The sequence below is a fragment of the Streptomyces sp. NPDC048441 genome (assembly GCF_043200235.1).
In the GTDB taxonomy this organism is placed as follows: domain Bacteria; phylum Actinomycetota; class Actinomycetes; order Streptomycetales; family Streptomycetaceae; genus Streptomyces.
Window position 1 is genome coordinate 159449 of the sequence record NZ_JBICXM010000017.1, and the last position, 22268, is coordinate 181716.

Below are 22268 nucleotides of genomic sequence, written 5' to 3' on the forward strand. Positions count from 1 at the left end.
GGCTGGGGGGGCGGGTGTTCCTCAGGAGGCGAACAGCCGCACAGGCCAGGCCGCATGAGCCTCCGCCCCGACCTCAAGCAGCGGCGCCGACGCCGCAGGCAACGCATCGACCCCCTGCTCAAGGGCAGCCCGCGCAGCCTCCGCCGCGGCCCGCGCCACAAGATCAAGCTCAGGCGCAAGCCGGGCCAGCACACCCGTGGCGTCGAACGGATCAAGGCTCAGCAACCGCACGGTCGCCGTCGCGGCCCCGCTGACACACTCGTACGCGGAGCAGTACGCGGCGTCCTGTGCCCCAAGACCCGCCGCACGGGCCGCGAGCCCGAGCACGACGGGCTGGTGCGCGCCCTTGGGCCTGGCGGCGGCCAGCTGGTCCAGCGAGGGATCGGGCCACGCGGCCCGCGCGGCCCGCATCATCTGCCGCCCGAGGCGCCGCCCCGCGACCCGCAGAGCAGCGGAAGGTGTCCGCGCGTCGGCGGCCTCGTCGAGCTCCAGTGGATCGATCCCCAGGGCGGCGGCCGACGCCAACGCGGCGGACACGAGCCCCGTGGTGTGCAGCCGGCCCCGGCAGAACGTCTCCAGGCTCGCGGCGCCGGTGATCCGCCCGGCCTTGACGGCTTCCTCGGCCCCGCCGGAGTGCGCGTGCCCTCCGGCGGGAAACCGGCCGTCGGCCAGAACAAGTAGTGCGGCTCTGGACATGACAGCGCCCGTCAGAACAGGAAGTACCGCTGCGCGAGCGGCAGTTCGGCGGCGGGCGACGGCTCGACGAGCTCCCCGTCGATGGTGACGGCGAAGCTGTCGGGGGCGACCTCCACCCTCGGGAGGGCATCGTTCTCGCGCATGTCCGCCTTCGTACGGCCTCGCGTCGAGCGGATCGCGGTGAACTCCTTGGCCAGACCGAGGCGCTCGGGCAGGCCGTCATCCAAAGCTGACTGGGTCACGAAGTTGACCGAGTTAAGCCCCGGTGCCGCGCCCCGGGCGCCGAACATGGGCCGCGGAAGGACCGGCTGCGGCGTGGGAATGGAGGCGTTCGCGTCACCCATCTGCGCGTACGCGATCTGCCCGCCCTTGATGACCACCTGCGGCTTGACGCCGAAGAACGCCGGATCCCACAGCACCAGGTCGGCGAGCTTGCCGCTCTCCACCGAGCCGATCTCGTGGTCGAAGCCCTGCGCGACCGCGGGGTTGATCGTGTACTTGGCGACGTAGCGACGCGCACGCCGGTTGTCGGCCCGCGTGTCCCCCGGCAGGAAGCCACGCCGTCGCTTCATCACGTGCGCGGTCTGCCACGTACGCATGACGACCTCGCCGATGCGCCCCATGGCCTGCGAGTCCGACGACATGATCGAGATGGCGCCGAGGTCGTGCAGGATGTCCTCGGCCCCGATGGTGGTGGGCCGGATCCGGGACTCGGCGAAGGCGAGGTCCTCGGGGACCGCCGCGTTGAGGTGGTGGCAGACCATCAGCATGTCGAGGTGTTCCTCGATGGTGTTGACGGTGTGCGGCCGGGTCGGGTTGGTGGAGCTCGGGAGCATGTTCGGCAGGGACACCGCCGTGATCATGTCCGGGGCGTGCCCGCCGCCCGCGCCCTCGACGTGAAAGGCATGCAGCGTGCGGCCCGCGACGGCCTTGAACGTGTCGCCGACGAAGCCCGCTTCGTTGAGGGTGTCCGTGTGGACGGCGAGCTGCGCCCCGGTGTCCTCGCAGACGTTCAGGCAGGCGTCGATGGTGGCGGGTGTCGCACCCCAGTCCTCGTGGATCTTGAAACTGACGGCTCCGGCCCGCAGCTGGGCGTGCATGGACTCGCTGGAGACCGTGTTGCCCTTGCCGAGGAAGCCGATGTTGACGGGGCTCGATTCCATCGCCGCGAACATCCGGGCCAGGTGCCACGAACCCGGCGTGATGGTGGTGGCCTTGCTGCCTTCGGCCGGTCCTGTGCCGCCGCCGATGAGGGTGGTGACCCCGGAGGCGAGCGCCTCGTCGACGATGGTCGGCGAGATGAAGTGGATGTGGGTGTCGATGCCGCCTGCGGTGAGGATCTTGCCGTTGCCCGCGAGGACTTCGGTCTCAGGGCCGATGACGAGGTCCGGGTGGACGCCGTCCATCGTGTCCGGGTTGCCGGACTTGCCGATTCCGGTGATCCGGCCGTCGCGTATGCCGATGTCGGCCTTGACGATGCCCCAGTGATCGATGATCACGGCGCCGGTGATGATGGTGTCGGGGGCGCCTTCGGCGCGCGTCGTGCGCGACTGCCCCATCGACTCGCGGATGACCTTGCCGCCGCCGAACACCGACTCGTCGCCGGAGAGTCCGGGGCCGCCGGAGCGGTCCTCCTCGATCTCGACCAGGAGGTCGGTGTCGGCGAGCCGGATCCGGTCGCCGGTGGTGGGGCCGAACAGGTCCGCGTACGCGGCACGGGACAGCTCAGGCATCGAGGGCACCTCCGGTCTCGCCGCGCAGTCCGGGCACGATCCGCAGACCGGCCAGGGGGACGAGTTCGACGTCGACGGGGATTCCGGGCTCGAAGCGCACGGCGGTGCCGGCGGCGATGTTGAGCCGCTTGCCGTGCGCGGCGGCACGGTCGAAGTCGAGACCGGGGTTGGCCTCGGCGAAGTGGTAGTGCGAGCCGACCTGGACGGGGCGGTCGGCGGCGTTGAGGACGGTGAGGGCGGTGACCTCGCGGCCTTCGTTGAAGGTGACGGGCTCGTCGGCGAAGAGGATCTCGCCGGGGACCACGGGTTGCGTGGGACTCATGTGCCGGGCCCCCGTCAGACGATCGGGTCGTGGACAGTGACGAGCTTGGTGCCGTCGGGGAAGGTGGCCTCGACCTGGACGTCGTGGATCATCTCCGGGATGCCGCTCATGACGTCGTCGCGGGTGAGCACCTTGCGCCCCGACGACATGAGTTCGGCGACGGTACGGCCGTCCCGGGCGCCCTCGAGAATGTGGGACGTGATGAGCGCGATCGACTCGGGGTGGTTGAGCAGCAGCCCCCGCGCCCTTCGCTTCTCGGCCACATCCGCGGCCACATGGATGAGCAGTCTCTCCTGCTCGTGCGGCGTCAGTTGCACGCGTCCCACCTCACAGTCCTCGCTCCGGACCGTGCGGGGCCCGGCTGCCGCGGCCACCGCGACGGATATAGATGTAACACACAAGCAGCGCGTCGATCTTGCGCACCCCGGCTACGAAAACCCCTGGTGGCGTGGCATTGCAGGCTAGTTGGGAGGAGTTTCAACGAGGTTAACCAGCGCTTGACCGTCCCATGACCATCAGCTGGGCTTCCCCATACTCATCAGGCCCCGCAGGCCGTCCTGGAGGGCGTCGACCGGAACCTCGTCGAAAAGCGCCAGCTGAGCGACGAACCCCTGAGCCGCGCCGACCATCACCCGCGCGACATGGTCGGCCGGGATGTCGTCACGCATCATCCCCGCCGCCTGATACCCCTCGACGATCTTCACCCAGGCCACCCGCACCTTGGCGTACCCCTGCTTCAGGACGGCGGCGAGTTCCTCGTTGCGCAGGGTCTCGGCCCACACCTGGACGATCAGGCGCGGGAGGTAGTCGACCGTCTCCTCCGCCACCCCCGGCCTCCGACCGAGCACCTGGGTCAGGGCGCGGCCGACAAGGACGTCCGGCGGCGGGGGTGGGGTCTCCTGGGCAGCGGCCTCGAAGGTCGCCTGGATCCACTCGAGGACCTCCCCGACGATCGCCCCGATCAGCTCCTCCTTGCCCCGGAAGTAGCGGTAGACCGCTCCGGCCGAGAGGCCGACCTCCTTGAGCACGTCCTGCATCGAGGTGGCGTGAAAGCCGTTGCGGGCGAAGCAGAGGGCGGCGCCGTCGAGGATCTGGCGTCGTCGTGCGTCGAGGTGCTCCTGGGATACGCGGGCCATGCCGTCAAAAATAGAACGAACATTCATTCTTGACAAGCGTCCGCGCCGGAAGCACAGTGAGGACATCCCGTAAAACGAACGATCCTTCTCTTTAAATGGAGCCCGGCCATGTCCACGCCGCCCGCCACCTCACCCCCGCAGGGCCGCCGCATCGTGGCGGTGGCCGTCCTGGTCTCCGCGATCGCGGCGTTCGCCCTATGGGCCTTCGCCTGGCCCGCCGCGAGGACCGCTCCCCGCGACCTCCCGCTGGGCGTCGCGGGGCCCGCCACGGCGACGGCTCCCCTTCAGTCTCAGCTCCAGCAGCAGAAGGGGGCGTTCGATGTCCATCGCTACGCCGATGAAGGCGCGGCCCGCGAAGCCATCAAGGACCGGTCCGTATACGGAGCGGTCGCCGTCACGCCGCAGGGGATGAAGCTGCTGACCGCGACGGCCGCGAGCCCCGTGGTCGCCCAGCTCCTGGAGAAGGCCGTGGCCGGTCAGGCCCCGGAAGGGACGAAGGTGACGACCACCGATGTGGTGGCCGCGCCTTCGGCCGACCCGCGGGGCGCCGCACTCGGCGCGAGCGTCCTGCCGCTCGCGATCGCGGGCGTCGCGGCCGGTGCGATCGTGACGATGCTCGGGCTGCGCGGCATCCGCGCGGCGGTCGCCCTCACCATCGCCGCCGCGGCGGTCGGCATGGTCGCCGCCGCCCTTGCACACACCTGGCTGGGCGTACTGACGGGCAACTGGTGGGCGGAAGCGGGGGTGCTGAGCCTCTCCACGCTCGCGGTGAGCGGCACGGTCGCCGGGGTCGCCGCGCTCATCGGCACGGCGGGCATCGGGGTCGGCGCGCTTGCGATGGTGCTGCTCGGCAACCCGTTCTCCGGCGTGACGTCCGCACCGCAGCTGCTGCCCGAACCGGTGGGATACATCGGCCAGTTGCTGCCGCCGGGAGCGGGCGGCACCCTCCTGCGCTCGGTCTCGTTCTTCGACGGTGCGCGCATCGCTGGCCCCGCCCTCACCCTCGGCGTCTGGGCCCTGCTCGGCCTGACCGCCGTACTGCTCGGCTCGCTCCGGCGCCGCACCACTCCGGTGCGCGAGGAGGCGCCGGCAGCGAGGGAAGCGGCGCCGGTCGGCTGACCCGGCACCGCACAGAGACGGCCGTACGCCTCCGCTGTAGCGGACGGGGGCGTACGGCCTTTCACGCGCTCAATAGCCGTACGGCTATGTCGCCTTGGGGCCCCGGTGCTCGGCGGCGATGCCGAATCGCTGCCGTTCGCCCGCACCGGACGTGGACGAGGTGGAGTGCACCGACGACACGGAACTGATCACCTGCTCCTCGCCTTCGTCCGGCAACTCCTGGAGTCGCTCCAGGTCGGCGGCGGAGACCAGGGCCACGAGTGGCTTGCCGTGGCGGGTGACGACCACCCGCTCACCGCCGTAGACGACGCGGTTGATCAGTTCGGCGAGCTCTGCTCGTGCTTGCGTCACCGGAATCTCGTAGGCCATGCTCCCCAGCTTAACCGGCACCCGGCGCCGCCATCCTGTCCCCGCGGGACCCGTTCATCGCAGGTCAGATGGGGCGTCGCCCACTGCCGAGAGGTCCGCGCACCACCTCAGTCCCGCTTCCGCGCACGCCTCAGTTCTGCAGAGCCGCGATCCGCAGTGCTGTCAGCTGTGCGGCGGGCAGTGCTCCCCCGTCCTGCAGACTGACCTCCGCCCACCATGCTCCGCCGTCCTCCATGTGCCGCAGCAGCACACCCTCGCGGATGGCCCAGGGGCAGATGGTGACCGTCTTGACGCCCGTCAGCTTCATCGCCGTGTGCCCCACGATCGCTCCGGCCAGGCTCTGCGCGGCCCGCGGCGCGGAGACCCCCGGCAGCCCGGCGCGCTCGGCCGCCGGCAGCGCGGCGAGCCGGTCGCGGCACTTGCGCAGCTCGGCCCGGCTCAACTGCCGTGCCGTGAAAGGACCCTGGCGGCCAGGGGCGGCGCCACCGAGCCGCGCCAGCTGCTGAAACGTCCGCGAGGTCGCCACGGCGGTGCGCGGTCCCTCCCAGCGGATCCGGGCGGCGACGTCCCGCAGTTGGTGGCGCACGTTGCGCCGCAGCGCCTTCACGCTCTCCTCGCTCGGCGGGTCATCGCCGTCGAAGAAGTCCCTGGTCAGCCGGCGTGCGCCCAGCGGCAGCGAGGCCACGTAATCCGGCAGCCGCCCGCGCCCGAAGGCCACCTCGAGCGAGCCGCCGCCGATGTCGAACAGCGCAAGAGGTCCGGCGCGCCAGCCCATCCACCGGCGGGCCCCGAGGAAGGTGAGCTCGGCCTCCACCTCGCCGGGCAGCGTGCACAGTCGTACACCGGTCTCCTCGGTGATCGTCCGCAACACGTCAAGACGGTTGGGCGCGCCGCGTACGACCGTCGTCGCATAGGCGAGCGGCTCCGCCGAGCCCCACCGCCGGGCGGTCCCGGCAGCCGCGGAGACCGCGGAGACCAGCTGCCCCACGGATTCTTCGGGGATCACCCCGCTCGGCCCGACCTCATCGGAAAGTCTCAGCTTCCACTTGGCGGTGTGAACCGGCAAGGGCACACCGTCCTCGGCGTCCACTACGACCAGCCGGACCGCGTTCGCGCCCACATCCATCACACTCATTCGCATGTGACTCTGAGTACCCATCAAGGCAGTGGTCAGTCAACCTGATTGGCCTTGGCGGGAACAGGGAACCCGTGATCCACAACCGTCGACCACGCGCGAGCCCCCCGGCCGGTCCGCTGGTTCGGGAGGTCCCGCGGCGATGCTGTCGGCCGCGGGTCCGCACGAGGAACTGCTCATCGGGCGTGACGCGCACAAGTCGGTCGTCTCCGCCCTGATCCTCGCCGGTCCTGGGCGATGGACGCGGGCGCCGACATCTGCGTGACGAGCATCCACACGATGGGCAGCGGCCTCGAGCAGGGTTCCGTCTTCCCTCTCCCGGGCGATCTGATCGATCCGACGGTGCTGAACTCGCGGGCGGACCTGTTCGGCACCACAAGCCCGTCCGGGCGGCGATCGAGGAGAGCGAAGGACTGCGTGTGAACGGCAGCATCAGCACTTCGCCGATCAGTCCCATGCGCCTACTCCCGGCCGCTCCGCGAACCCATGGCCTCAGGCGTGGCGCCCGCCGGGTCGGAGGGTCCGGGTTCTACGAAGCTGTAGGGCGGGAGCGGGCCGTTGACGCGCAGTTCGACGTGCGGATTCGCCTTCCGGGCTTCCTCGACCGCGGCGAGGAACACCCCGGCCGCATCGCGCTCCACCAGGAACGACAGGTTGGCCAGCCATCCCGTGGACTCGGGGCCCACGCTGACGGCGTGCGCCGTCGGCTCCAGGGTGCGGTGCAGTTGGACCGCGTCCTCGGCCTCCCGGTTCTGGAGTGCGGCCACCACCATCTCGCCGAGCTGGAGCTTCTGTTCGTAACTGCCGCCGCCCGCCTGCCTGTTGGCCTCGACGAGAGTCTGCAGTTCGGGGGTGTCGGCCATCACGCGGTGCAGGGCACCCTGTTCGTCGTGGCTGGCCTTGACGTTGTACTCGACCTTGCCGGCAAGCGTCGAGAGCCGCTCGCGGTAGTGCTCGGCGCGTTCCGCGAGCACGCTCGTGACGGCCGTGTCGTCCGGGGCCACGTTGCCGAACCGCATGGGAAGCACCGGACCTGCCGCGCCCGCCTCGTTCAACACGTTCTGATGGGCCAGCAGGTCGTTGCGCTTGGCGCGCAACCCCTCGGGCGCGTCGCTGACGATGGCCGCGAGCTCGCCTTCCTCGAGGATGCGCACAGAGCGCGCCGGCTTTCCCACGCCGTTCATGCCTTCGGGAAGCGAAGGGTGCGACCTCGCGGTGACACCGTAGACGTACGTGCTCACTCCTGCTCCTCCTTCCTGCGCGCGGCTGTGCTCTTGCGGGGGCGCGGCCGGGGCTCCGCCTGGCCTTCTTCACGGGACTGCTTGAACGCGTCGGAAATCGTCTCGGCGGCACCGGAAAGCTCGCCCATGAGGTCGGGGAGGCCGGGGTCCCTGTGCGGGCCCGCCTCCAGGTCAAGGCGGTAGCACGCCTCGGCGAAGCGCAGATAAGTGTCGACGCTCGCGACAACCACCCGTACATCAATCTTGAGGATCTCGATGCCGACGAGCGAGACGCGCGCGAAGGCGTCGATGACGAGGCCGCGGTCGAGGACGAGCTCCAGGACGTCGTACAGGCCCCTGGTGCCGCCCGATCCGCCGGCTTGCTGTGCAGGGACAACGGTCATGCCGACCGGCCCTCCTTACTCTGGTAAATCTGTGGGAGATCTACGGAGACCCGCACGGAACGGCGCTCTTGCTCTTACAGCCGCTGGACTCGCGCTCTTACAGCCGCTGGACTCGCCTTCTTCTCCGGATCCGACGATGTGTTCCATACGGCCACCTCGAACACCCGAGTGGCCCGTAAGCCATTGGTCAAACATCTCAGACCTCAGGCCTGCGCTCGCCGTGCCGGGTCGCTTGCTCAAAGGCGTACCCGATGCGCAGCACCTGTAGGTCGGCCCGGTGCGGACCGACGATCTGCAGCCCGACCGGCAGGCCCCCCGGAGTGAACCCGGCGGGCACCGAAAGGGCCGGGCTGCCGGTCGCGGACACCAGGTACGCCGAGCGCATCCAGTCCAGATAGTCATCCATCGGCACCCCGGCGACCTGCTCCGGATACTCCAACTCGACGGGGAACGGCACCACTTGACTGGTCGGCAGGACCAGGGCGTCGTACCTCTCGAAGAACTCCCGCACCCGGTGGAACAGTTGGCCGTGCAGCTCGGTGGCCCGCGCCAGGTCGATGCCGGTGAGCGTGCTTCCCTGCCGTACGTTCCTGACCAGGCTGGGTTTCATCCGGTCGGCTTCCGTCTCCAGGAGCGCGCCGAGCCCCAGGTGGAACTGCCAGGCGCGGAAGGTCCGGAACACTTCGTCGGCGCCGGACAGATCGGGGCAAGCCTCCTCGACCATGCACCCCAGGTCGGCGAACACCCGTACGGCGGGGGCGAGTACGTCGGTGACTTCGCGGTCCACCGGCACCGCCCCTCCCAGATCCGGCGACCACGCGATCCGCAGCCCCCTCGGATCACTCTCCAGTGACCCGCCGAACGCGCTGCCCGGAGTCTCCAGGGCGATCGGTGAACGCGGGTCGGGCCCGGCGATGACGGAGAGCAGCAGCGCCGCGTCGCCGACCGTGCGCGCCATCGGCCCCTGTACGGCCATCGTCGACCACGGGTCGGTGTCCGGCCAGGAAGGCACCCGGCCCGGCGAGGGGCGCAGGCCCACCACGTTGCAGAACGACGCGGGGTTGCGCAGCGATCCGCCCATGTCGCTGCCGTCGGCGAGGGGGTGCATGTTGCAGGCGAGCGCGGCCGCCGCTCCCCCGCCGCTGCCGCCGGCGGAGCACCGGAGGCCGTACGGGTTGCGGGTCGCCCCGAAGACCGGATTGACGGTGTGCGAACCGGCCGCGAACTCGGGCACGTTGGTCTTCCCGATGGTGATCGCCCCGGCGGCGCGGATGCGCTCGACGATCAGCTCGTCGCGGTCCGGGACGTTGTCGGCGAGGAGCGGCGTCCCGTAAGTGGTCCGGATACCGCGGGTGTCGTGGGTGTCCTTGTGGGCGATGGGCAGCCCGTGCAGCGGGCCCAGCGGTTCGCCGTGCGCGGCCCGTTCGTCGGCGGCGTGCGCCTCGTCGAGCGCGCGCTCGGCCACCAGGGTCACCACGGCGTTCACCGCGCCGTTGACCTGCTCGATCCGGTCCAGGTGCGCCTGGACGACCTCACGCGCGGACAGTTCGCGGGTGCGGAGCCCGGCGGCGAGCTCACGGGCGGTGAGGTGGACGAGCTCGGAGGCTCGCGCCTCCTGCGCTTGGTTCGCTTCAGGGCTCATACGCCGAGTCCTTCGCATTCAGCGAACGGCTGAAACACCGCCCGCCTGTTGACTCCCGCGGATCACCGGCCCATGCTCGCCACCATGCTGTTACGTACGTCCTGTACATTTTTTACAGGAACCCTTTTCATGGAACTGGGGAGCAGCCGCCCCCGGAAGAGGAGAGACGCGCCATGAACCGACCGTCTGCCCGCTATGTCCTGCCCCAGTTCACCGAGCACACCAGCACGGGGCAGCGGACCCTCGATCCGTACTCGAAGCTGCTCGAGGAGCGCATCGTCTTTCTGGGTACGCCGATCGACGCCACCTCGGCCAACGACGTGATGGCGCAGTTCATGCACCTCGAATATCTGGCGCCCGACCGCGACATCGCGCTCTACATCAACTCCCCCGGCGGCTCGTTCAGCGCGATGACCGCGATCTACGACACGATCCAGTTCGTCACCTGTGACGTGGAGACGACCTGCCTGGGCCAGGCCGCGTCGGCCGCCGCGGTCCTGCTGGCCGCGGGCACCCCCGGCAAGCGGTTCGCGCTGCCCGGCGCCCGGGTCCTGATCCATCAGCCGTCGTTCGCCGAGCCCATCCACGGCCAGACGTCCGACCTGACGATCCAGGCCGACGAACTCCTGCGCACCCGCGCCCAGCTGGAGCGGCTGCTCGTCCAGCACACAGGGCAGAGCCCGGAGCGCGTCACGGCCGACATCGAGCGCGACAAGATCCTGAGCGCCCCCGAGGCCGTCGAGTACGGCCTGGTGGACCGGATCATCTCGACCCGCAAGTCCTCACTCCGCTCCCCGGACGCGAGGTGAACCGCCGATGCTGCCGCCCGAACTCCCTCCGCTGCCCGCACTCACCCGCGCCGAGGGCGAGTTGATCGACCGGTACCTCGAAGTGGTCGATCTGGTGGGCCGGATCAACCCGGCCCGCGCATCGGACACGTACGGCGGACTGCGCGCCGCCCAGGCCCTGGTCGGCAAGGCCACCGCGCTGCGCGACGCGCTGACGCTCATGCACCAGCGGGGCGAGAGCGCCGTGCACGCGCCGACGTTGGCGCGCGCCCTGCGGGTGCTCGACGGCGAGCGGCGGTCCTCGCGGGTCACCATGCCTCCCCCGTCGGCGTCCTGAGCACGCGTCATATTCGCGCCGCGGACCTGGAGCGTCCGGGGCCGGTCTTAAACGGACCAGTCGGGCTACCTCGTTCGGCGTAGCCAATCGTCGTATTCTCGGCCGGTCCCAGTTGCACCACGTGTGTACGCGGCGGGCGGAATCTGACGTTCCGGTGCTGGTAGAACGATCGTCGAGCCCCTCGGCCCGATCCCGAATCCTGCCTTGTCCACCCGAACGGTTCAGCCGTGAGGAGCCTCACAAAAGGCCGTTTCGGCTCGGAATTCGGGCCTTTCACAGGTCAAGATCCCTTCCGACGACAAGACCCCGCCACACGGCGGGGCGGTCCGGGCGGACGCCGAGTCCTGCCGCCGCCCGGATATCCGGTCGACATCGGTGCACCGGCAGGAGTGGAGGACCCAGGCATGACGGGTCGGTTCCGGAAAGTCCGGACGACGGCCCTTGGGGTGAAGCCGCACACCGCGGCCGGGCAACTTCGCCAGCCCGAATCCGACAGGTCATCCTTCACAGGCGGCTGACGAAGGGTTGCGCATGACCGCGCTGAATCATGTTCCGTCGCTGCTCACCAGGGCCGGCTCCGCATCGGTCCTCACGCTCGCCGTCGTAGGCGGCACCCTCGTGGCCCCAGGGCTCACGTCGGAAGCACAGGCCGCGACACACGGGACGAAGGCGCTCCAGATCGCCGCATCCAAGAAGGGCTCTCCGTACCGCTATGGAGCGGCGGGGCCACACCGGTTCGACTGCTCGGGCCTGACCCTCTACTCGTTCAAGCGCACGGGCAAGAAGCTGCCGCGCACCGCCGCGCAGCAGTACAACAAGACCCGCCATGTATCGGCGTCGAACCGCAGCCGCGGCGACCTCGTCTTCTTCCGCTCCGGCCGGAGCATCTACCACGTCGGCATCTACGCCGGTAAGGGCCGCATCTGGCACGCGCCCAAGAGCGGGACCGTGGTGCGCCTGGAGAAGATCTGGACGAAGAGCGTCTCGTACGGCAGGGTGCGCTGACCTGCCGCCGGGCGGCGGCGGCCGGCCCCACGGCCGACGCCGTCGCCCGGCGCGCCCGCCGCGCTTGGAGTGCGCCGACCCGGATACTCGTGCGGCATGGCCGACGACAGCGGCACCCACGCCGCTCACGACACCCGCAACGAGACGCCCTTCGAACGCGCCGACCGCAACTTCTCGGAGATCCTCCAGGAGTTGAGGGTCACGCAGACCGGCGTGCAGATCCTCTTCGCGTTCCTGCTGACACTCGCCTTCACCCCGCGCTTCCCGTCTCTGGACACCGTGCAGCGCGCCACCTACGTCACCACGCTGCTGCTCGCCGTCCTGGCGGCGGCTCTGTTCACGGCACCGGCCGCGGTGCACAGGGCGCTGTTCCAGAGGCGCGCCAAGCCGCTGATCGTGCGGGTCTCTTCGCACCTCGCCCGGATCGGCATGGGCGTCCTGATGTTCGCCCTCGCCGGATCCGTGCTCCTGGTCGTGGACGTGGCGGTGGGCCGCACCGGCGGGATCATCGCAAGCGCGGGCACACTGCTGGTGTGCGCGGGCCTGTGGGGCGTACTCCCCCGTCTGCTGCGCCGCTCGGCCTCGCGGCAGCACGTCACGCGAGAGCCGCCTCGCTGAGGAGCACCAGGCCGAGCACGCCGAGTGCCGCGCCCGTGCCGCCCTCGACGGCACGGGCCGTACGCGGTCTGCGCAGCCAGTTGCCGAGGCGGTCCACCAGGATCGCGACGGCCGGGAACCACACGAGGGCCAGGGCGACGATGATGGACGCGAGAAGCAGCGTCCTGGGCATCGCGGGGCTCCCCGCGGGCACGAACTGGGGCAGCACGCTCAGGAAGGTGATCGGCGCCTTGGGGTTGAGGGCATTGGTCAGGAAGCCCTGCCGCAGGCTGCCGGCGCCCGCCGCCTTCGGCTCCGCGTCGGTGTCCGGGGCACCGAAACTCTCCAGCGGCCGGGCCGCCGACCGCAGCGCGCGGCAGCCGAGGTACAGCACATAGGCGCCGCCCATGATCTGCAGCGCCCGGAAGAGGGCGGGCACCGCCGTGAGGACCGCCGCCACCCCGGCCACCGCGAGCGCCGTGTGCACCAGGAGCCCGCCCGCGACGCCGAGCGCACAGGTGACGCCCGCCCGTCGGGAGGCGAGCGCGTTGCGCACCACGACGGCGAAATCGGCGCCCGGCATGGCGACCATGCCCGCGGCGACCCCGGTGAAGGCGACCAGTTGTGCGTCCATGTCCCCCACCCTGCCGTTCTTCTGCCTTCAGCAGGTATGTGGAATATCCTGGGTCTGCCTTAAGCAGACGTTTAGCCCCAGGCGCCCAGGCTCTCTCCCGCACCAGGAGACACCATGTACGACCCGACGCGGCTCGCCGCACTGGTGGCGGTCTCCGAGGCCGGGTCCATCACCCGCGCCGCCGAGCGCCTCGGCTACACCGTGCCCGCCCTCTCCCAGCAGCTGGCCAAGCTCGAACGCGAGGCGGGCACCGCTCTCCTGGTACGGCATCACCGCGGGGCACGTCTGACCGGTGCGGGCGAGCTGCTCCTCGCGCGGGCGCGCCGGGTCCTTGACGAGATGGAGCGGGCCCGGCACGAACTGGCCCAGCTGGCGGGTCTGTCCGGCGGCAGGCTGCGCGTGGGCACCTTCACCACGGCGGGGATCCAGCTGATGCCGCCCGCCCTGACCGCGTTCCGCCGTGCCCATCCGGACATCGAGCTGACGGTGCGGGGCTACGAGCCGCCGCTCGGCATCGCGGCCGTCGCGGCGGGCGAGGTCGACGTAGCCCTCACCCATACGTACGAACCCGCTGATCCCGTGTCGCTGCCCGCTTCCGTGACCGCGGAGCCGCTCCTGGTCGAGGAGTTGGTCCTGGTGACCTCGCCGGGACACGCGCTCGCGGGCGCCTCGTCCAGACTGCCGCTGGCCGAACTCGCCGGACAGCCGCTGATCAGCATGGCGCCGGCGCATCCGCCCCGGCAGGGCGTGGAGTCGGCGCTCGTCCGGGCCGGGGCGATGCCCTCGGTCCTGGTGGAGACTCCGGGGTACGCGCTGGTGTGCGCGCTGGTCAGCGCCGGGCTCGGCGTCGCCGTCGTACCGGAGATGGTGGCGCGCACGGCGGCCACCCCGGTGGGGGTGAGGCCGCTGGAACCGGGCGACCTGCGCCGGACGATCTCGGTCGTCCACCGCACCGACGCGTCGTACCCCGCGGCGGACACCTTCCGGGCCCTGCTCCGGGGAGCCTTCGGACGCTCAGCGGGGTGAGGGTGCGCGCGAGGGAGTCTCACCGCGGACCGGCGCGGTCCAGGGCAGCGCGATCCAGACCGTCTTGCCGCCCTCGGGGGTGGGCGTGACCGAAAGCCTGCCGCCGCACTCCATGGTCAGCCAGCGGATGATCACCATGCCGCGGCCGTTGTCCTGCTGGACGGCGGCGGGCAGCCGCTTGGGGTAGCGGGGGTGGCTGTCGGTGACGCCGACGCGCAGTTGCTCGTCCCGGTCGAGCTCGATGTCCACCGTGAAGGTGGGCGACTGGCCCAGGGTGTGCTGGACGGCGTTCGTGGCGAGTTCGGACACGATGAGCCGGACCGTGTCGGCCACTTCGGCGTCGCCTGGCAGGCCCCACTCCGCCAGAACGGTCGAAACGTATTTCCGGGCCGCGGAGACCGAGGCAGGATCGCTCGGCAGGGTGACGGATGCTTCCTGAAGGTCTGCCATGGCGACGCTGTCCCTTTCCCACCGGGGCTGGACTCCGACTCGTAGCGGAAGGCACGAGGACAGACCCGGATTGGTGCTTCGCGCCAGACTGCCACTCCTACGCCGTTCACGGGTGGCGATCCACCGAGATGTGCATATATCTGTCGCTCGAAGCGGTGAACTCTGCTACGGCAGAGCGTATTTGGGCATAGGGCCGACGCTTCCTCTAATGTCGCCGTTGAAACGGCCAGGGGGAGGCCGGAAATGAAGCTCCGTCGGGAAGGAGGCGGACATGCGGTACGGTCCCGCGGTGCGCCGCCGCAAACTCGGCGCCGAACTGCGCGCGCTGCGCACGCTCGCGGGGCTCACCAGTGGCCAGGCCGCGGGCCGGGTCGGCTGGCATCAGTCGAAGGTGAGCCGGATCGAGACCGGGCGTAGCGGTGTCAAGGCCGCCGACGTCACCCTGTTGCTCGAAGCGTACGAGGTGAAGGACCCCCAGCTCCGCCAGTTACTGGTCGCGTTGGCGGGCACGGACGACGAGGGCGGGCGCCGCCACTGGTGGCACGCCTACCGTGAGCTGCTGCCGCCCGCCTACCGCGATTTCATCAGCCTGGAGTCACAGGCCTGTCGGGTGCGCACCCTGGAGACCACCGTCGTACCCGGCCTGCTACAGACGCCGGACTACGCGCGTGCGGTGACGCGGGCCGCGCTCGACGGGCTGCCGGACGAGCAGGTGGACGCGCTGGTGGAGGTGCGCCTGGCGCGCCAGGACGTGCTGCGCGCCTCACCGCCGCTGCGACTCAGCGTGATCCTGGACGAGGCGGTGCTGCGCCGGCCGGTGGGCGGGAGCCGAGTCCTCGCGGGTCAGTTGAAACAGTTATTGAATGCCACACAGTTGCCCCACGTACGACTTCAGGTGTTGCCGTTCGCCGCCGGAGAGCACAGAGGGCTCATCGGGTCTTTCGTTATCTTGTCCTTTCCGAACATTTCTGATCTGGATGTGGTTGTTCTCGACCACTTGACGAGTAGCCTCTACCTCGAACGGAAAGAAGACCTCCAGGCATACACGGATGCCTTCAACTCCCTTCAAGAACAGGCACTTTCACCCGAAGAATCGACGGATCACATCGCCGGGACAGGTGACGGCGCGTAAGGGGGCACCATGACTGCACTGCCTCGACAGGTGGTTTCCAGCACATCTCTGCACCGAGCGCAGTGGCATCGCAGCACCCGCAGCAACGGAATGAACAACTGCGTCGAGACAGCCCCGCTGACTTCAGGGCCGAGGTCGGGGCTCCTCGCCGTGCGCGACTCGAAGAACACCGCAGGACCCGCCCTGCTCTTCTCACCCGCCACATGGGAGGCCTTCGTCCACGGCCTCCGGTGACTACCGGGGTGCGGTGCGGCTGATCACTCGTACGGCATCGGCGATCTGTACGTCGGTGAGATCCGCACGGGCGGTCAGCCGCAGCCGCGAGATGCCGTCGGGCACCGACGGCGGACGGAAACAGCCGACCGCGAGACCCGCGCCACGGCAGTCGGCCGCCCAGCGCACGGCCGCTTCCGGTGACGGTGCGCGCACGGAGACGACGGCGGCGTCGGGACGTACCGCCGAAAGACCTTCCGCCGTGAGGCGTCCATGCAGTTCGGCAGCGACCGCGCGGGCCCGTGCGGCACGCTCGGGCTCCCGGACAAGCAACCGCAGGGCGGCGAGTGCCGCGCCCGCGGCGGCGGGGGCGAGCCCGGTGTCGAAGATGAACGTGCGGGCCGCGTTGACCAGGTGGTCGATCACCTTGGCGGGACCGAGAACCGCACCGCCCTGGCTGCCGAAGGACTTCGACAGGGTGACCGTGGCCACCGTGTGGGGTGTGCCCGCGAGCCCAGCCGCCTGCGGGGCGCCCCGTCCACCGTCCCCGAGCACACCGAGACCATGGGCGTCGTCGAGGATGAGACCGGCGCCGAACTCCCGGCAGGTGTCGGCGAGTTCGGACAGTGGGGCCGCGTCGCCGTCCACCGAGAAGACCGTGTCCGACACGACGACGGCCGTCCCCGCGTGAGCGTCCAGCGCCTTGCGCACCGCCTCGGAGTCGCCGTGCGGCACGACCTGCGTCGTACCGCGCGCGAGGCGGCAGCCGTCGATCAGCGAGGCGTGGTTGCTCGCGTCCGAGACGATCAGTGAGCCGTGCGGGGCGAGCGCGGTGACGGCGGCGAGGTTCGCGGCGTATCCGGAGGACAGGACGAGGGCGGACTCGAAGCCGCAGAACGCGGCGAGTTCGCGCTCCAGCTCCGCGTGCAGCTCGGTGGTGCCCGTCACCAGGCGGGACCCGGTCGCCCCGCCGCCCCAGCGCCGGGCCGCCGCCGCCGCGCCCTCGGTGATCTCGGGATGCCTGGCCAGGCCCAGGTAGTCGTTGCTCGCCAGGTCGAGGAGGCCGCCCGCGTCAGCGGGGCGCGGGCGCAGGGTGCGGACGAGTCCGGCCCGTGCGCGCACGTCCGCCTGCTCGTCGATCCAGTCGAACGGCGAGCTCGCCATAAGGTTCCTCCAGGTCATGATCACGGGCCTGTTTGTAGACAGTGCACAGACCCTAGCCTTCGGGCCACCGGGCCAGGATGTGGCAATACCCACACCACAAAGCGTTTCTGTTGTGTGAATCCTCCTTGGAAAGGCAGGCTCTCGTGCGTAAGGATCAGCGCCATGGATCTGCTGAACACGCTGGTGGACAAGGGGCTTCGGCGCGAACTGCCGACCCGTGAAGAGGCGCTGGCCGTGCTGGCCACCTCTGACGACGAGCTTCTCGACGTGGTTTCCGCCGCCGGGAAAGTGCGGCGGCAGTGGTTCGGGCGGCGGGTGAAGCTCAACTATCTGGTCAACCTCAAGTCGGGCCTCTGTCCCGAGGACTGCTCGTACTGTTCGCAGCGTCTGGGCTCGACGGCCGGCATCCTCAAGTACACCTGGCTGAAGCCCGACGAGGCCTCACAGGCCGCCGCCGCCGGAGTCGCGGGCGGCGCGAAGCGGGTCTGCCTGGTCGCCAGCGGTCGCGGCCCGACGGACCGCGACGTCGATCGGGTCTCGCAGACCATCGAGGCCATCAAGCAACAGAACGAGGACGTCGAGGTCTGCGCCTGCCTCGGCCTGCTCTCCTCCGGCCAGGCGGACAAACTGCGCACAGCGGGCGCCGACGCGTACAACCACAACCTCAATACGTCCGAGGGGACGTACGGCGAGATCACCACGACCCACACGTACGCCGACCGTGTAGACACCGTGCAGCAGGCGCAGGCCGCGGGTCTCTCCGCCTGTTCGGGTCTGATCGCGGGCATGGGCGAGAAGGATGACGACCTGGTGGACGTCGTCTTCGCGCTGCGCGACCTCGACCCCGACTCGGTGCCGGTCAACTTCCTGATCCCCTTCGAGGGCACGCCGCTGGCCAAGGAGTGGAACCTCACCCCGCAACGCTGCCTGCGCATCCTCGCCATGGTCCGCTTCGTCTGCCCCGACGTGGAGGTACGCATCGCGGGTGGTCGCGAGGTACACCTGCGCACGATGCAGCCGCTCGCCCTGCACCTCGCCAACTCGATCTTCCTCGGCGACTACCTGACCAGCGAGGGCCAGGCGGGCAAGACCGACCTGGAGATGATCGCGGACGCCGGTTTCGAGGTCGAGGGCACGGAGACGGTGACGCTGCCGGAGCACCGCGCGGACGCCCTGGCCGCTGCGGGCTGCGGGTCGCACGGGGACGGCGGGGGCGGCTGCGGGCCGTGCGGTTCGTCCGAGGCGGCGCCGGCGGCCGTTGTGGATGAGGCGTCCGAAGCGCGCACGGATCTGGTGGCGGTACGCCGGCGTGGCGCGGGAACGGACCTGGCGCCCAATGCCTGACCTCTCCGTGCCCGAACTGCTCGACCTCGACCGACGCCATGTGTGGCATCCGTACGGTCCCATGCCCGGCCGCCAGGAGCCCCTGGTCGTCGAGTCGGCGAGCGGCGTGCGGCTGCGGCTCGCCGACGGCGGGGGCGAGTTGGTGGACGGCATGTCGTCCTGGTGGTCGGCGATCCACGGCTACAACCACCCCGTGCTCAACGAGGCGGTACGCGACCAGCTGGGCCGGATGAGCCACGTCATGTTCGGCGGGCTCACCCATGAGCCCGCCGTCCGCCTCGCGAAGCACCTTGTCGACATGTCGCCGGACGGCCTCGAGCACGTCTTCCTCGCGGACTCCGGTTCGGTGTCGGTCGAGGTCGCGATCAAGATGTGCCTCCAGCACTGGCGCTCGCTCGGCCGTCCCCAGAAGCGGCGGATGCTGACCTGGCGGGGCGGTTACCACGGGGACACCTGGCAGCCCATGTCGGTGTGCGACCCCCAGGGCGGTATGCACGAGCTGTGGCAGGGGGCGCTGCCCCAGCAGGTGTTCGCGGACGCGCCGCCGACCGGTTACGGGGCATACGACGAGAGGTACGCCGACCATCTGCGGGAGCTGATCGGACGCCACGCCGACGAGCTCGCGGCCGTGATCGTGGAGCCGGTGGTGCAGGGCGCGGGCGGTATGCGCTTCCACTCCCCCGCCTATCTGCGGGTGCTCCGTGAGGCCTGCGACGAGCACGACGTGCTGCTGGTGTTCGACGAGATCGCGACGGGGTTCGGCCGTACGGGCACGCTGTTCGCCGCGGACCACGCGGGCGTCACGCCCGACGTGATGTGCCTGGGCAAGGCGCTGACCGGCGGTTACCTGACGCTGGCGGCGACGCTGTGCACGGCGCGGGTCGCGGAAGGCATCTCTCAGGGCGAGGTGCCGGTCCTCGCCCACGGCCCGACGTTCATGGGCAATCCACTCGCCGCCGCGGTGGCCTGCGCCTCGATCGAGCTGCTGCTCGGGCAGGACTGGGCGACCGAGGTCAAGCGCATCGAGGCCGGGCTGCTCGACTCGCTGTCCGAGGCGGCCACGCTGCCGGGCGTACGGGACGTGCGCGTGCTCGGCGCGATCGGGGTGGTCCAGCTGGACCACCCCGTGGACATGGCGTCAGCCACCCGCGCCGCGACGCGCGAGGGGGTGTGGGTGCGGCCGTTCCGCGACCTCATCTACACGATGCCGCCGTTCATCACGAGCGACGACGACGTGGCACGGATCGGGCGCGCGGTGTGCGCGGCGGCCGAGGAGGGCTGAGATGACGGTCATCGTGGTGTCCGGTACCGGCACCGAGATCGGCAAGACGGTGACGACGGCCGCGGTGGCCGCGCTCGCGCTCGCCGCCGGGCGGAGTGTGGCGGTGCTGAAGCCCGCGCAGACGGGGGTCGCACCCGGGGAGGCGGGAGACGCGGACGAGGTGACACGCCTCGCGGGCGACGAGGTCACCACCCTCGAACTCGCCCGCTTTCCCGAGCCGTTGGCCCCGAACACCGCGGCGCGGCGGGCAGGGATGGCGCCGGTCCGCCCGTACGAAGTGGCCGAGGCGGCGGAGAAGTTGGCGGCCGAACACGACCTGGTCCTGGTCGAGGGCGCGGGTGGCCTGCTCGTACGCTACGACGACGAGGGCGCCACCCTCGCCGACGCCGCCCGCCTCCTCGACGCCCCGGTCCTGGTGGTCGCGTCGGCGGGTCTCGGCACCCTGAACATGACGGCACTCACCACGGAGGCGCTGCGAGCCCGCGGCCTCACCCCCTTGGGCGTAGTGGTCGGCAGCTGGCCCGCCGCACCGGACCTGGCATCCCGCTGCAACCTCGCGGACCTGCCGGAATCGGCGGGGGCAGGGCTCATCGGCGTGATCCCGGAGGGTGCGGGTTCGCTCGAGCGCGCCGACTTCCGCGCGAGGGCGGGGGGCTGGCTGGCGCCGGATCTTGGCGGCACGTGGGACGGGGCGGCGTTCGCTGCGCGGGAGGCGCCGGAGGGGTTCACGCTCGGCCCGGCCCTCTGAGATCCAGGCGGAGAGGGTGGCGTGCGGGTGACTCCGCTCGCCCGCCTGCACTCCGTATCACCCACCTGCCGCGATGGCCCCGAGCGTCGGCGGCGCGATGCCACCGGGAGCGGATCGTCCGCGTCGGCGTGGGGGAAACCGGCCGTGCCGGGGCACCATTGCGGTATCCGCTCGCCCCGCCGAGGAGGGCCCCATGTCACCTCGCTCAGCCAAGGCGGCGTCCCGCGACGCCGTGCACCATCCCGTCTTCGCCCGTTTCTACGCCCGTCAGAGCGTGGCCGCCGAGCGCCTTGTCGGCCCGCTCCGCGGGGAGCTCCTCGCCGGGCTCTCCGGCCGTGTGATCGAGGTCGGCGCGGGCAACGGGCTGAACTTCGCGCACTATCCGGGGGCGGTCTCCGAGGTCGTGGCGATCGAACCGGAGCGCAGACTGCGGCAGTTGGCCGCCTCCGCGGCGGTGCGAGCCGACGTACCGGTCGACGTCGTGCCCGGCACCGCCGAAGCCCTGCCCATCAAGAGCGAGGCGTTCGACGGCGCCGTGGCCTCGCTGGTGCTGTGCAGCGTGCGGGATGTGCCCCGCGCGCTCGCCGAGCTGCGGCGCGTTCTGCGGCCCGGCGGCGAGCTGCGGTTCTTCGAGCACGGCGTCGCGCCCGGCGCGGCGATGGCGACCGCGCAGCGCGCCCTGGACCGCACGGTCTGGCCGCTGCTCTTCGGCGGCTGTCACGTGGCACGCGACACGGTGGGCGCGCTGCGCGCCGCGGGGTTCGAACTCGGCCCGTACCGAACCCTGTTGGTGCCGCCCAAAGGCCCGCGGCTGCCGACCTCGTACTGCGTGCTCGGCACGGCCCGGCGGCCGGCGAGCGACTGATACGGCGAGCGGCGAAATAGCCGTCAGATCTGCTGCGTGAGGTTGACCGCGTTGCCGTCCGGGTCCTTGATGTGCGCGACGCGCTGCCCCCACGGCATGTCGGTGGCCGCCCCGAGCACCTCGCCGCCGAGGGACTCCACCCGCTTCAGGAGATCGTCGACCGCCTCGACCGCGATGCTCAGGAGGATCCGCTGCGGTGTGTCGAGCGGCACGGTGGTGTCCGAGACCACGCCCAGTTCCGAGTCGCCGATGCGCAGGTCCACGAAGAACGGGGGCCCCTCCTCCGGAGTCCTCGACACTTCCTCGGCCCCGAGCAGACCCTGGTAGAACCGCAGCAGGCGGTCGATATCAGGGGTGATGATCATCGGCTGGACGGCGGCAGGCATGGGTGTCCTCCTGAGGTGCGGCTCTCTCCCACCGAACCTATCCTCGCCGCATGATCAATGGCGCGCACCTCATCATCTACAGCAACGACGCGGAAGCCGACCGGGCCTTCTTCAGGGACGTACTGGAGTACCCCCACGTCGACGCGGGCGGCGGCTGGCTGATCTTCAAGCTGCCGCCGTCCGAGGTCGCCGTGCATCCCACGCCTGGCCCCGAGTCGCACGAGCTGTATCTGATGTGCGACGACGTCGAGGCGACGGTGCGTGAACTGACCGCCAAGGACGTGGAGTTCACTCAGCCGGTCACCGACGCGGGCTGGGGTCGCCTCACCCGCTTCCGGCTGCCGGGCGGCGGCGAGGTCGGCATGTACGAACCGCGCCACCAGCGGGCCACCGACCTCTGAGAGGTCGGTTCGTGAGTTGATGTCCGTTGCGGACTTGGTTAGTGCTTCTTGCTGAAGGTGCCGGGCTCGGTCTCGGTGAGGATTCCTAGTGTGACCAGGCGTTTCATCTTGGCTCGGGTG

At 70.5% G+C, this 22268-nt stretch carries 27 protein-coding genes, 1 pseudogene and 1 riboswitch; of the genes and pseudogenes, 14 read left to right on the forward strand and 14 right to left on the reverse strand.

Annotation, left to right across the window (positions count from 1 at the left end):
- Positions 1-21 precede the first annotated feature (21 nt).
- The 5 genes from ACGFSB_RS32980 to ACGFSB_RS33000 form a co-directional block, all read right to left on the reverse strand.
- The gene (locus ACGFSB_RS32980) at positions 22-696 is read right to left on the reverse strand and encodes an urease accessory protein UreF (RefSeq protein WP_393406931.1); all 675 of its coding nucleotides are present in this window, start codon (positions 694-696) and stop codon (positions 22-24) included.
- Between the two features lie 11 nt (positions 697-707).
- Positions 708-2429, reverse strand: a complete 1722-nt coding sequence (locus tag ACGFSB_RS32985) for an urease subunit alpha (RefSeq protein WP_393406933.1) — start codon at positions 2427-2429, stop codon at positions 708-710.
- Complete coding sequence (locus tag ACGFSB_RS32990; protein WP_393407002.1) at positions 2422-2733, reverse strand: urease subunit beta; 312 nt, start codon at positions 2731-2733, stop codon at positions 2422-2424. Before ACGFSB_RS32990 ends, ACGFSB_RS32985 begins: the two co-directional genes overlap by 8 nt.
- A gap of 32 nt (positions 2734-2765) precedes the next feature.
- Complete coding sequence (locus ACGFSB_RS32995; protein WP_361040408.1) at positions 2766-3068, reverse strand: urease subunit gamma; 303 nt, start codon at positions 3066-3068, stop codon at positions 2766-2768.
- Positions 3069-3266: 198 nt separating this feature from the next.
- Positions 3267-3887, reverse strand: a complete 621-nt coding sequence (locus ACGFSB_RS33000; protein ID WP_393406936.1) for a TetR/AcrR family transcriptional regulator — start codon at positions 3885-3887, stop codon at positions 3267-3269.
- Positions 3888-3995: 108 nt separating this feature from the next.
- Here ACGFSB_RS33000 and ACGFSB_RS33005 point away from each other — a divergent pair, with 108 nt between their 5' ends.
- Positions 3996-5006, forward strand: coding sequence for an ABC transporter permease (locus tag ACGFSB_RS33005; protein WP_393406938.1), 1011 nt, complete (start codon positions 3996-3998; stop codon positions 5004-5006).
- An 84-nt stretch (positions 5007-5090) separates the two neighbouring features.
- On the opposite strand, the gene ACGFSB_RS33010 is transcribed toward ACGFSB_RS33005, so the two are convergent.
- Together ACGFSB_RS33010 and ACGFSB_RS33015 are read right to left on the reverse strand one after the other, a co-directional pair.
- Positions 5091-5375, reverse strand: coding sequence for a type II toxin-antitoxin system Phd/YefM family antitoxin (locus ACGFSB_RS33010; protein ID WP_393406940.1), 285 nt, complete (start codon positions 5373-5375; stop codon positions 5091-5093).
- A 130-nt stretch (positions 5376-5505) separates the two neighbouring features.
- Positions 5506-6516, reverse strand: coding sequence for a Ppx/GppA family phosphatase (locus tag ACGFSB_RS33015; RefSeq protein WP_393406943.1), 1011 nt, complete (start codon positions 6514-6516; stop codon positions 5506-5508).
- A gap of 130 nt (positions 6517-6646) precedes the next feature.
- On the opposite strand from ACGFSB_RS33015, the pseudogene ACGFSB_RS33020 reads away from it, so the two are divergent.
- Positions 6647-6897 (forward strand): annotated as a pseudogene (locus tag ACGFSB_RS33020) (hypothetical protein); the annotation flags it as partial.
- 74 nt (positions 6898-6971) lie between these two features.
- Here ACGFSB_RS33020 and ACGFSB_RS33025 read toward each other — a convergent pair.
- The 3 genes from ACGFSB_RS33025 to ACGFSB_RS33035 all read right to left on the reverse strand — a co-directional run bounded on the left by ACGFSB_RS33025 (position 6972) and on the right by ACGFSB_RS33035 (position 9776).
- Complete coding sequence (locus ACGFSB_RS33025; RefSeq protein ID WP_393406945.1) at positions 6972-7751, reverse strand: GvpL/GvpF family gas vesicle protein; 780 nt, start codon at positions 7749-7751, stop codon at positions 6972-6974.
- A complete protein-coding gene (locus ACGFSB_RS33030; RefSeq protein WP_393406947.1) occupies positions 7748-8134 on the reverse strand; it encodes a gas vesicle structural protein GvpA in 387 nt (128 codons plus the stop codon). The genes ACGFSB_RS33025 and ACGFSB_RS33030 overlap by 4 nt, the downstream gene beginning before the upstream one ends.
- Positions 8135-8330: 196 nt before the next feature.
- Positions 8331-9776 (reverse strand): amidase, encoded by a 1446-nt coding sequence (locus tag ACGFSB_RS33035; RefSeq protein WP_393406949.1) that lies wholly within the window; start codon positions 9774-9776, stop codon positions 8331-8333.
- A 173-nt stretch (positions 9777-9949) separates the two neighbouring features.
- Between ACGFSB_RS33035 and ACGFSB_RS33040 the strand changes: the two genes are divergently transcribed.
- From ACGFSB_RS33040 to ACGFSB_RS33055, 4 genes are all read left to right on the forward strand, one after another.
- Positions 9950-10585: an ATP-dependent Clp protease proteolytic subunit gene (locus ACGFSB_RS33040; protein WP_393406951.1), complete on the forward strand. Its 636-nt coding sequence runs from the start codon at positions 9950-9952 to the stop codon at positions 10583-10585.
- A gap of 7 nt (positions 10586-10592) precedes the next feature.
- Positions 10593-10901, forward strand: a complete 309-nt coding sequence (locus tag ACGFSB_RS33045; protein WP_393406953.1) for a hypothetical protein — start codon at positions 10593-10595, stop codon at positions 10899-10901.
- 354 nt (positions 10902-11255) lie between these two features.
- Positions 11256-11429, forward strand: a riboswitch (cyclic di-AMP (ydaO/yuaA leader).
- A gap of 3 nt (positions 11430-11432) precedes the next feature.
- Positions 11433-11906 carry a C40 family peptidase gene (locus tag ACGFSB_RS33050; RefSeq protein WP_393406955.1) on the forward strand — a complete coding sequence of 158 codons (474 nt, stop codon included), beginning with the start codon at positions 11433-11435 and terminating at the stop codon, positions 11904-11906.
- Positions 11907-12002: 96 nt separating this feature from the next.
- The gene (locus tag ACGFSB_RS33055; protein ID WP_393406958.1) at positions 12003-12524 is read left to right on the forward strand and encodes a DUF6328 family protein; all 522 of its coding nucleotides are present in this window, start codon (positions 12003-12005) and stop codon (positions 12522-12524) included.
- Here the strand turns inward: ACGFSB_RS33055 and ACGFSB_RS33060 are convergent.
- Positions 12502-13137: a LysE family translocator gene (locus ACGFSB_RS33060; protein WP_393406960.1), complete on the reverse strand. Its 636-nt coding sequence runs from the start codon at positions 13135-13137 to the stop codon at positions 12502-12504. The genes ACGFSB_RS33055 and ACGFSB_RS33060 overlap by 23 nt on opposite strands.
- Positions 13138-13251: 114 nt before the next feature.
- Here ACGFSB_RS33060 and ACGFSB_RS33065 point away from each other — a divergent pair, with 114 nt between their 5' ends.
- Positions 13252-14163: a LysR family transcriptional regulator gene (locus tag ACGFSB_RS33065; protein WP_393406962.1), complete on the forward strand. Its 912-nt coding sequence runs from the start codon at positions 13252-13254 to the stop codon at positions 14161-14163.
- On the opposite strand, the gene ACGFSB_RS33070 is transcribed toward ACGFSB_RS33065, so the two are convergent.
- Positions 14152-14613, reverse strand: a complete 462-nt coding sequence (locus ACGFSB_RS33070) for an ATP-binding protein (RefSeq protein WP_393406964.1) — start codon at positions 14611-14613, stop codon at positions 14152-14154. The two genes, ACGFSB_RS33065 and ACGFSB_RS33070, sit on opposite strands and share 12 nt — an antisense overlap.
- A gap of 271 nt (positions 14614-14884) precedes the next feature.
- Between ACGFSB_RS33070 and ACGFSB_RS33075 the strand changes: the two genes are divergently transcribed.
- Together ACGFSB_RS33075 and ACGFSB_RS33080 are read left to right on the forward strand one after the other, a co-directional pair.
- Positions 14885-15745, forward strand: coding sequence for a helix-turn-helix domain-containing protein (locus ACGFSB_RS33075; RefSeq protein WP_393406966.1), 861 nt, complete (start codon positions 14885-14887; stop codon positions 15743-15745).
- 9 nt (positions 15746-15754) lie between these two features.
- Positions 15755-15979 (forward strand): DUF397 domain-containing protein, encoded by a 225-nt coding sequence (locus tag ACGFSB_RS33080; protein ID WP_393406968.1) that lies wholly within the window; start codon positions 15755-15757, stop codon positions 15977-15979.
- Here the strand turns inward: ACGFSB_RS33080 and ACGFSB_RS33085 are convergent, their stop codons facing one another.
- Positions 15980-17122 carry an 8-amino-7-oxononanoate synthase gene (locus ACGFSB_RS33085; protein ID WP_393406970.1) on the reverse strand — a complete coding sequence of 381 codons (1143 nt, stop codon included), beginning with the start codon at positions 17120-17122 and terminating at the stop codon, positions 15980-15982.
- 162 nt (positions 17123-17284) lie between these two features.
- On the opposite strand from ACGFSB_RS33085, the gene bioB reads away from it, so the two are divergent.
- The 4 genes from bioB (at position 17285) to ACGFSB_RS33105 (ending at position 21361) form a co-directional block, all read left to right on the forward strand.
- Positions 17285-18466 carry a biotin synthase BioB gene (bioB, locus tag ACGFSB_RS33090; protein WP_393406972.1) on the forward strand — a complete coding sequence of 394 codons (1182 nt, stop codon included), beginning with the start codon at positions 17285-17287 and terminating at the stop codon, positions 18464-18466.
- Positions 18459-19748 carry an adenosylmethionine--8-amino-7-oxononanoate transaminase gene (locus ACGFSB_RS33095; RefSeq protein WP_393406974.1) on the forward strand — a complete coding sequence of 430 codons (1290 nt, stop codon included), beginning with the start codon at positions 18459-18461 and terminating at the stop codon, positions 19746-19748. Before bioB ends, ACGFSB_RS33095 begins: the two co-directional genes overlap by 8 nt.
- A gap of 1 nt (position 19749) precedes the next feature.
- Positions 19750-20496 (forward strand): dethiobiotin synthase, encoded by a 747-nt coding sequence (gene bioD, locus ACGFSB_RS33100; protein ID WP_393406977.1) that lies wholly within the window; start codon positions 19750-19752, stop codon positions 20494-20496.
- A gap of 193 nt (positions 20497-20689) precedes the next feature.
- Positions 20690-21361 carry a class I SAM-dependent methyltransferase gene (locus tag ACGFSB_RS33105; RefSeq protein ID WP_393406980.1) on the forward strand — a complete coding sequence of 224 codons (672 nt, stop codon included), beginning with the start codon at positions 20690-20692 and terminating at the stop codon, positions 21359-21361.
- A 23-nt stretch (positions 21362-21384) separates the two neighbouring features.
- On the opposite strand, the gene ACGFSB_RS33110 is transcribed toward ACGFSB_RS33105, so the two are convergent.
- Positions 21385-21747, reverse strand: coding sequence for a VOC family protein (locus ACGFSB_RS33110; protein WP_393406983.1), 363 nt, complete (start codon positions 21745-21747; stop codon positions 21385-21387).
- Positions 21748-21797: 50 nt separating this feature from the next.
- Here ACGFSB_RS33110 and ACGFSB_RS33115 point away from each other — a divergent pair, with 50 nt between their 5' ends.
- The gene (locus ACGFSB_RS33115) at positions 21798-22148 is read left to right on the forward strand and encodes a VOC family protein (protein ID WP_393406985.1); all 351 of its coding nucleotides are present in this window, start codon (positions 21798-21800) and stop codon (positions 22146-22148) included.
- Positions 22149-22268: the final 120 nt, after the last annotated feature.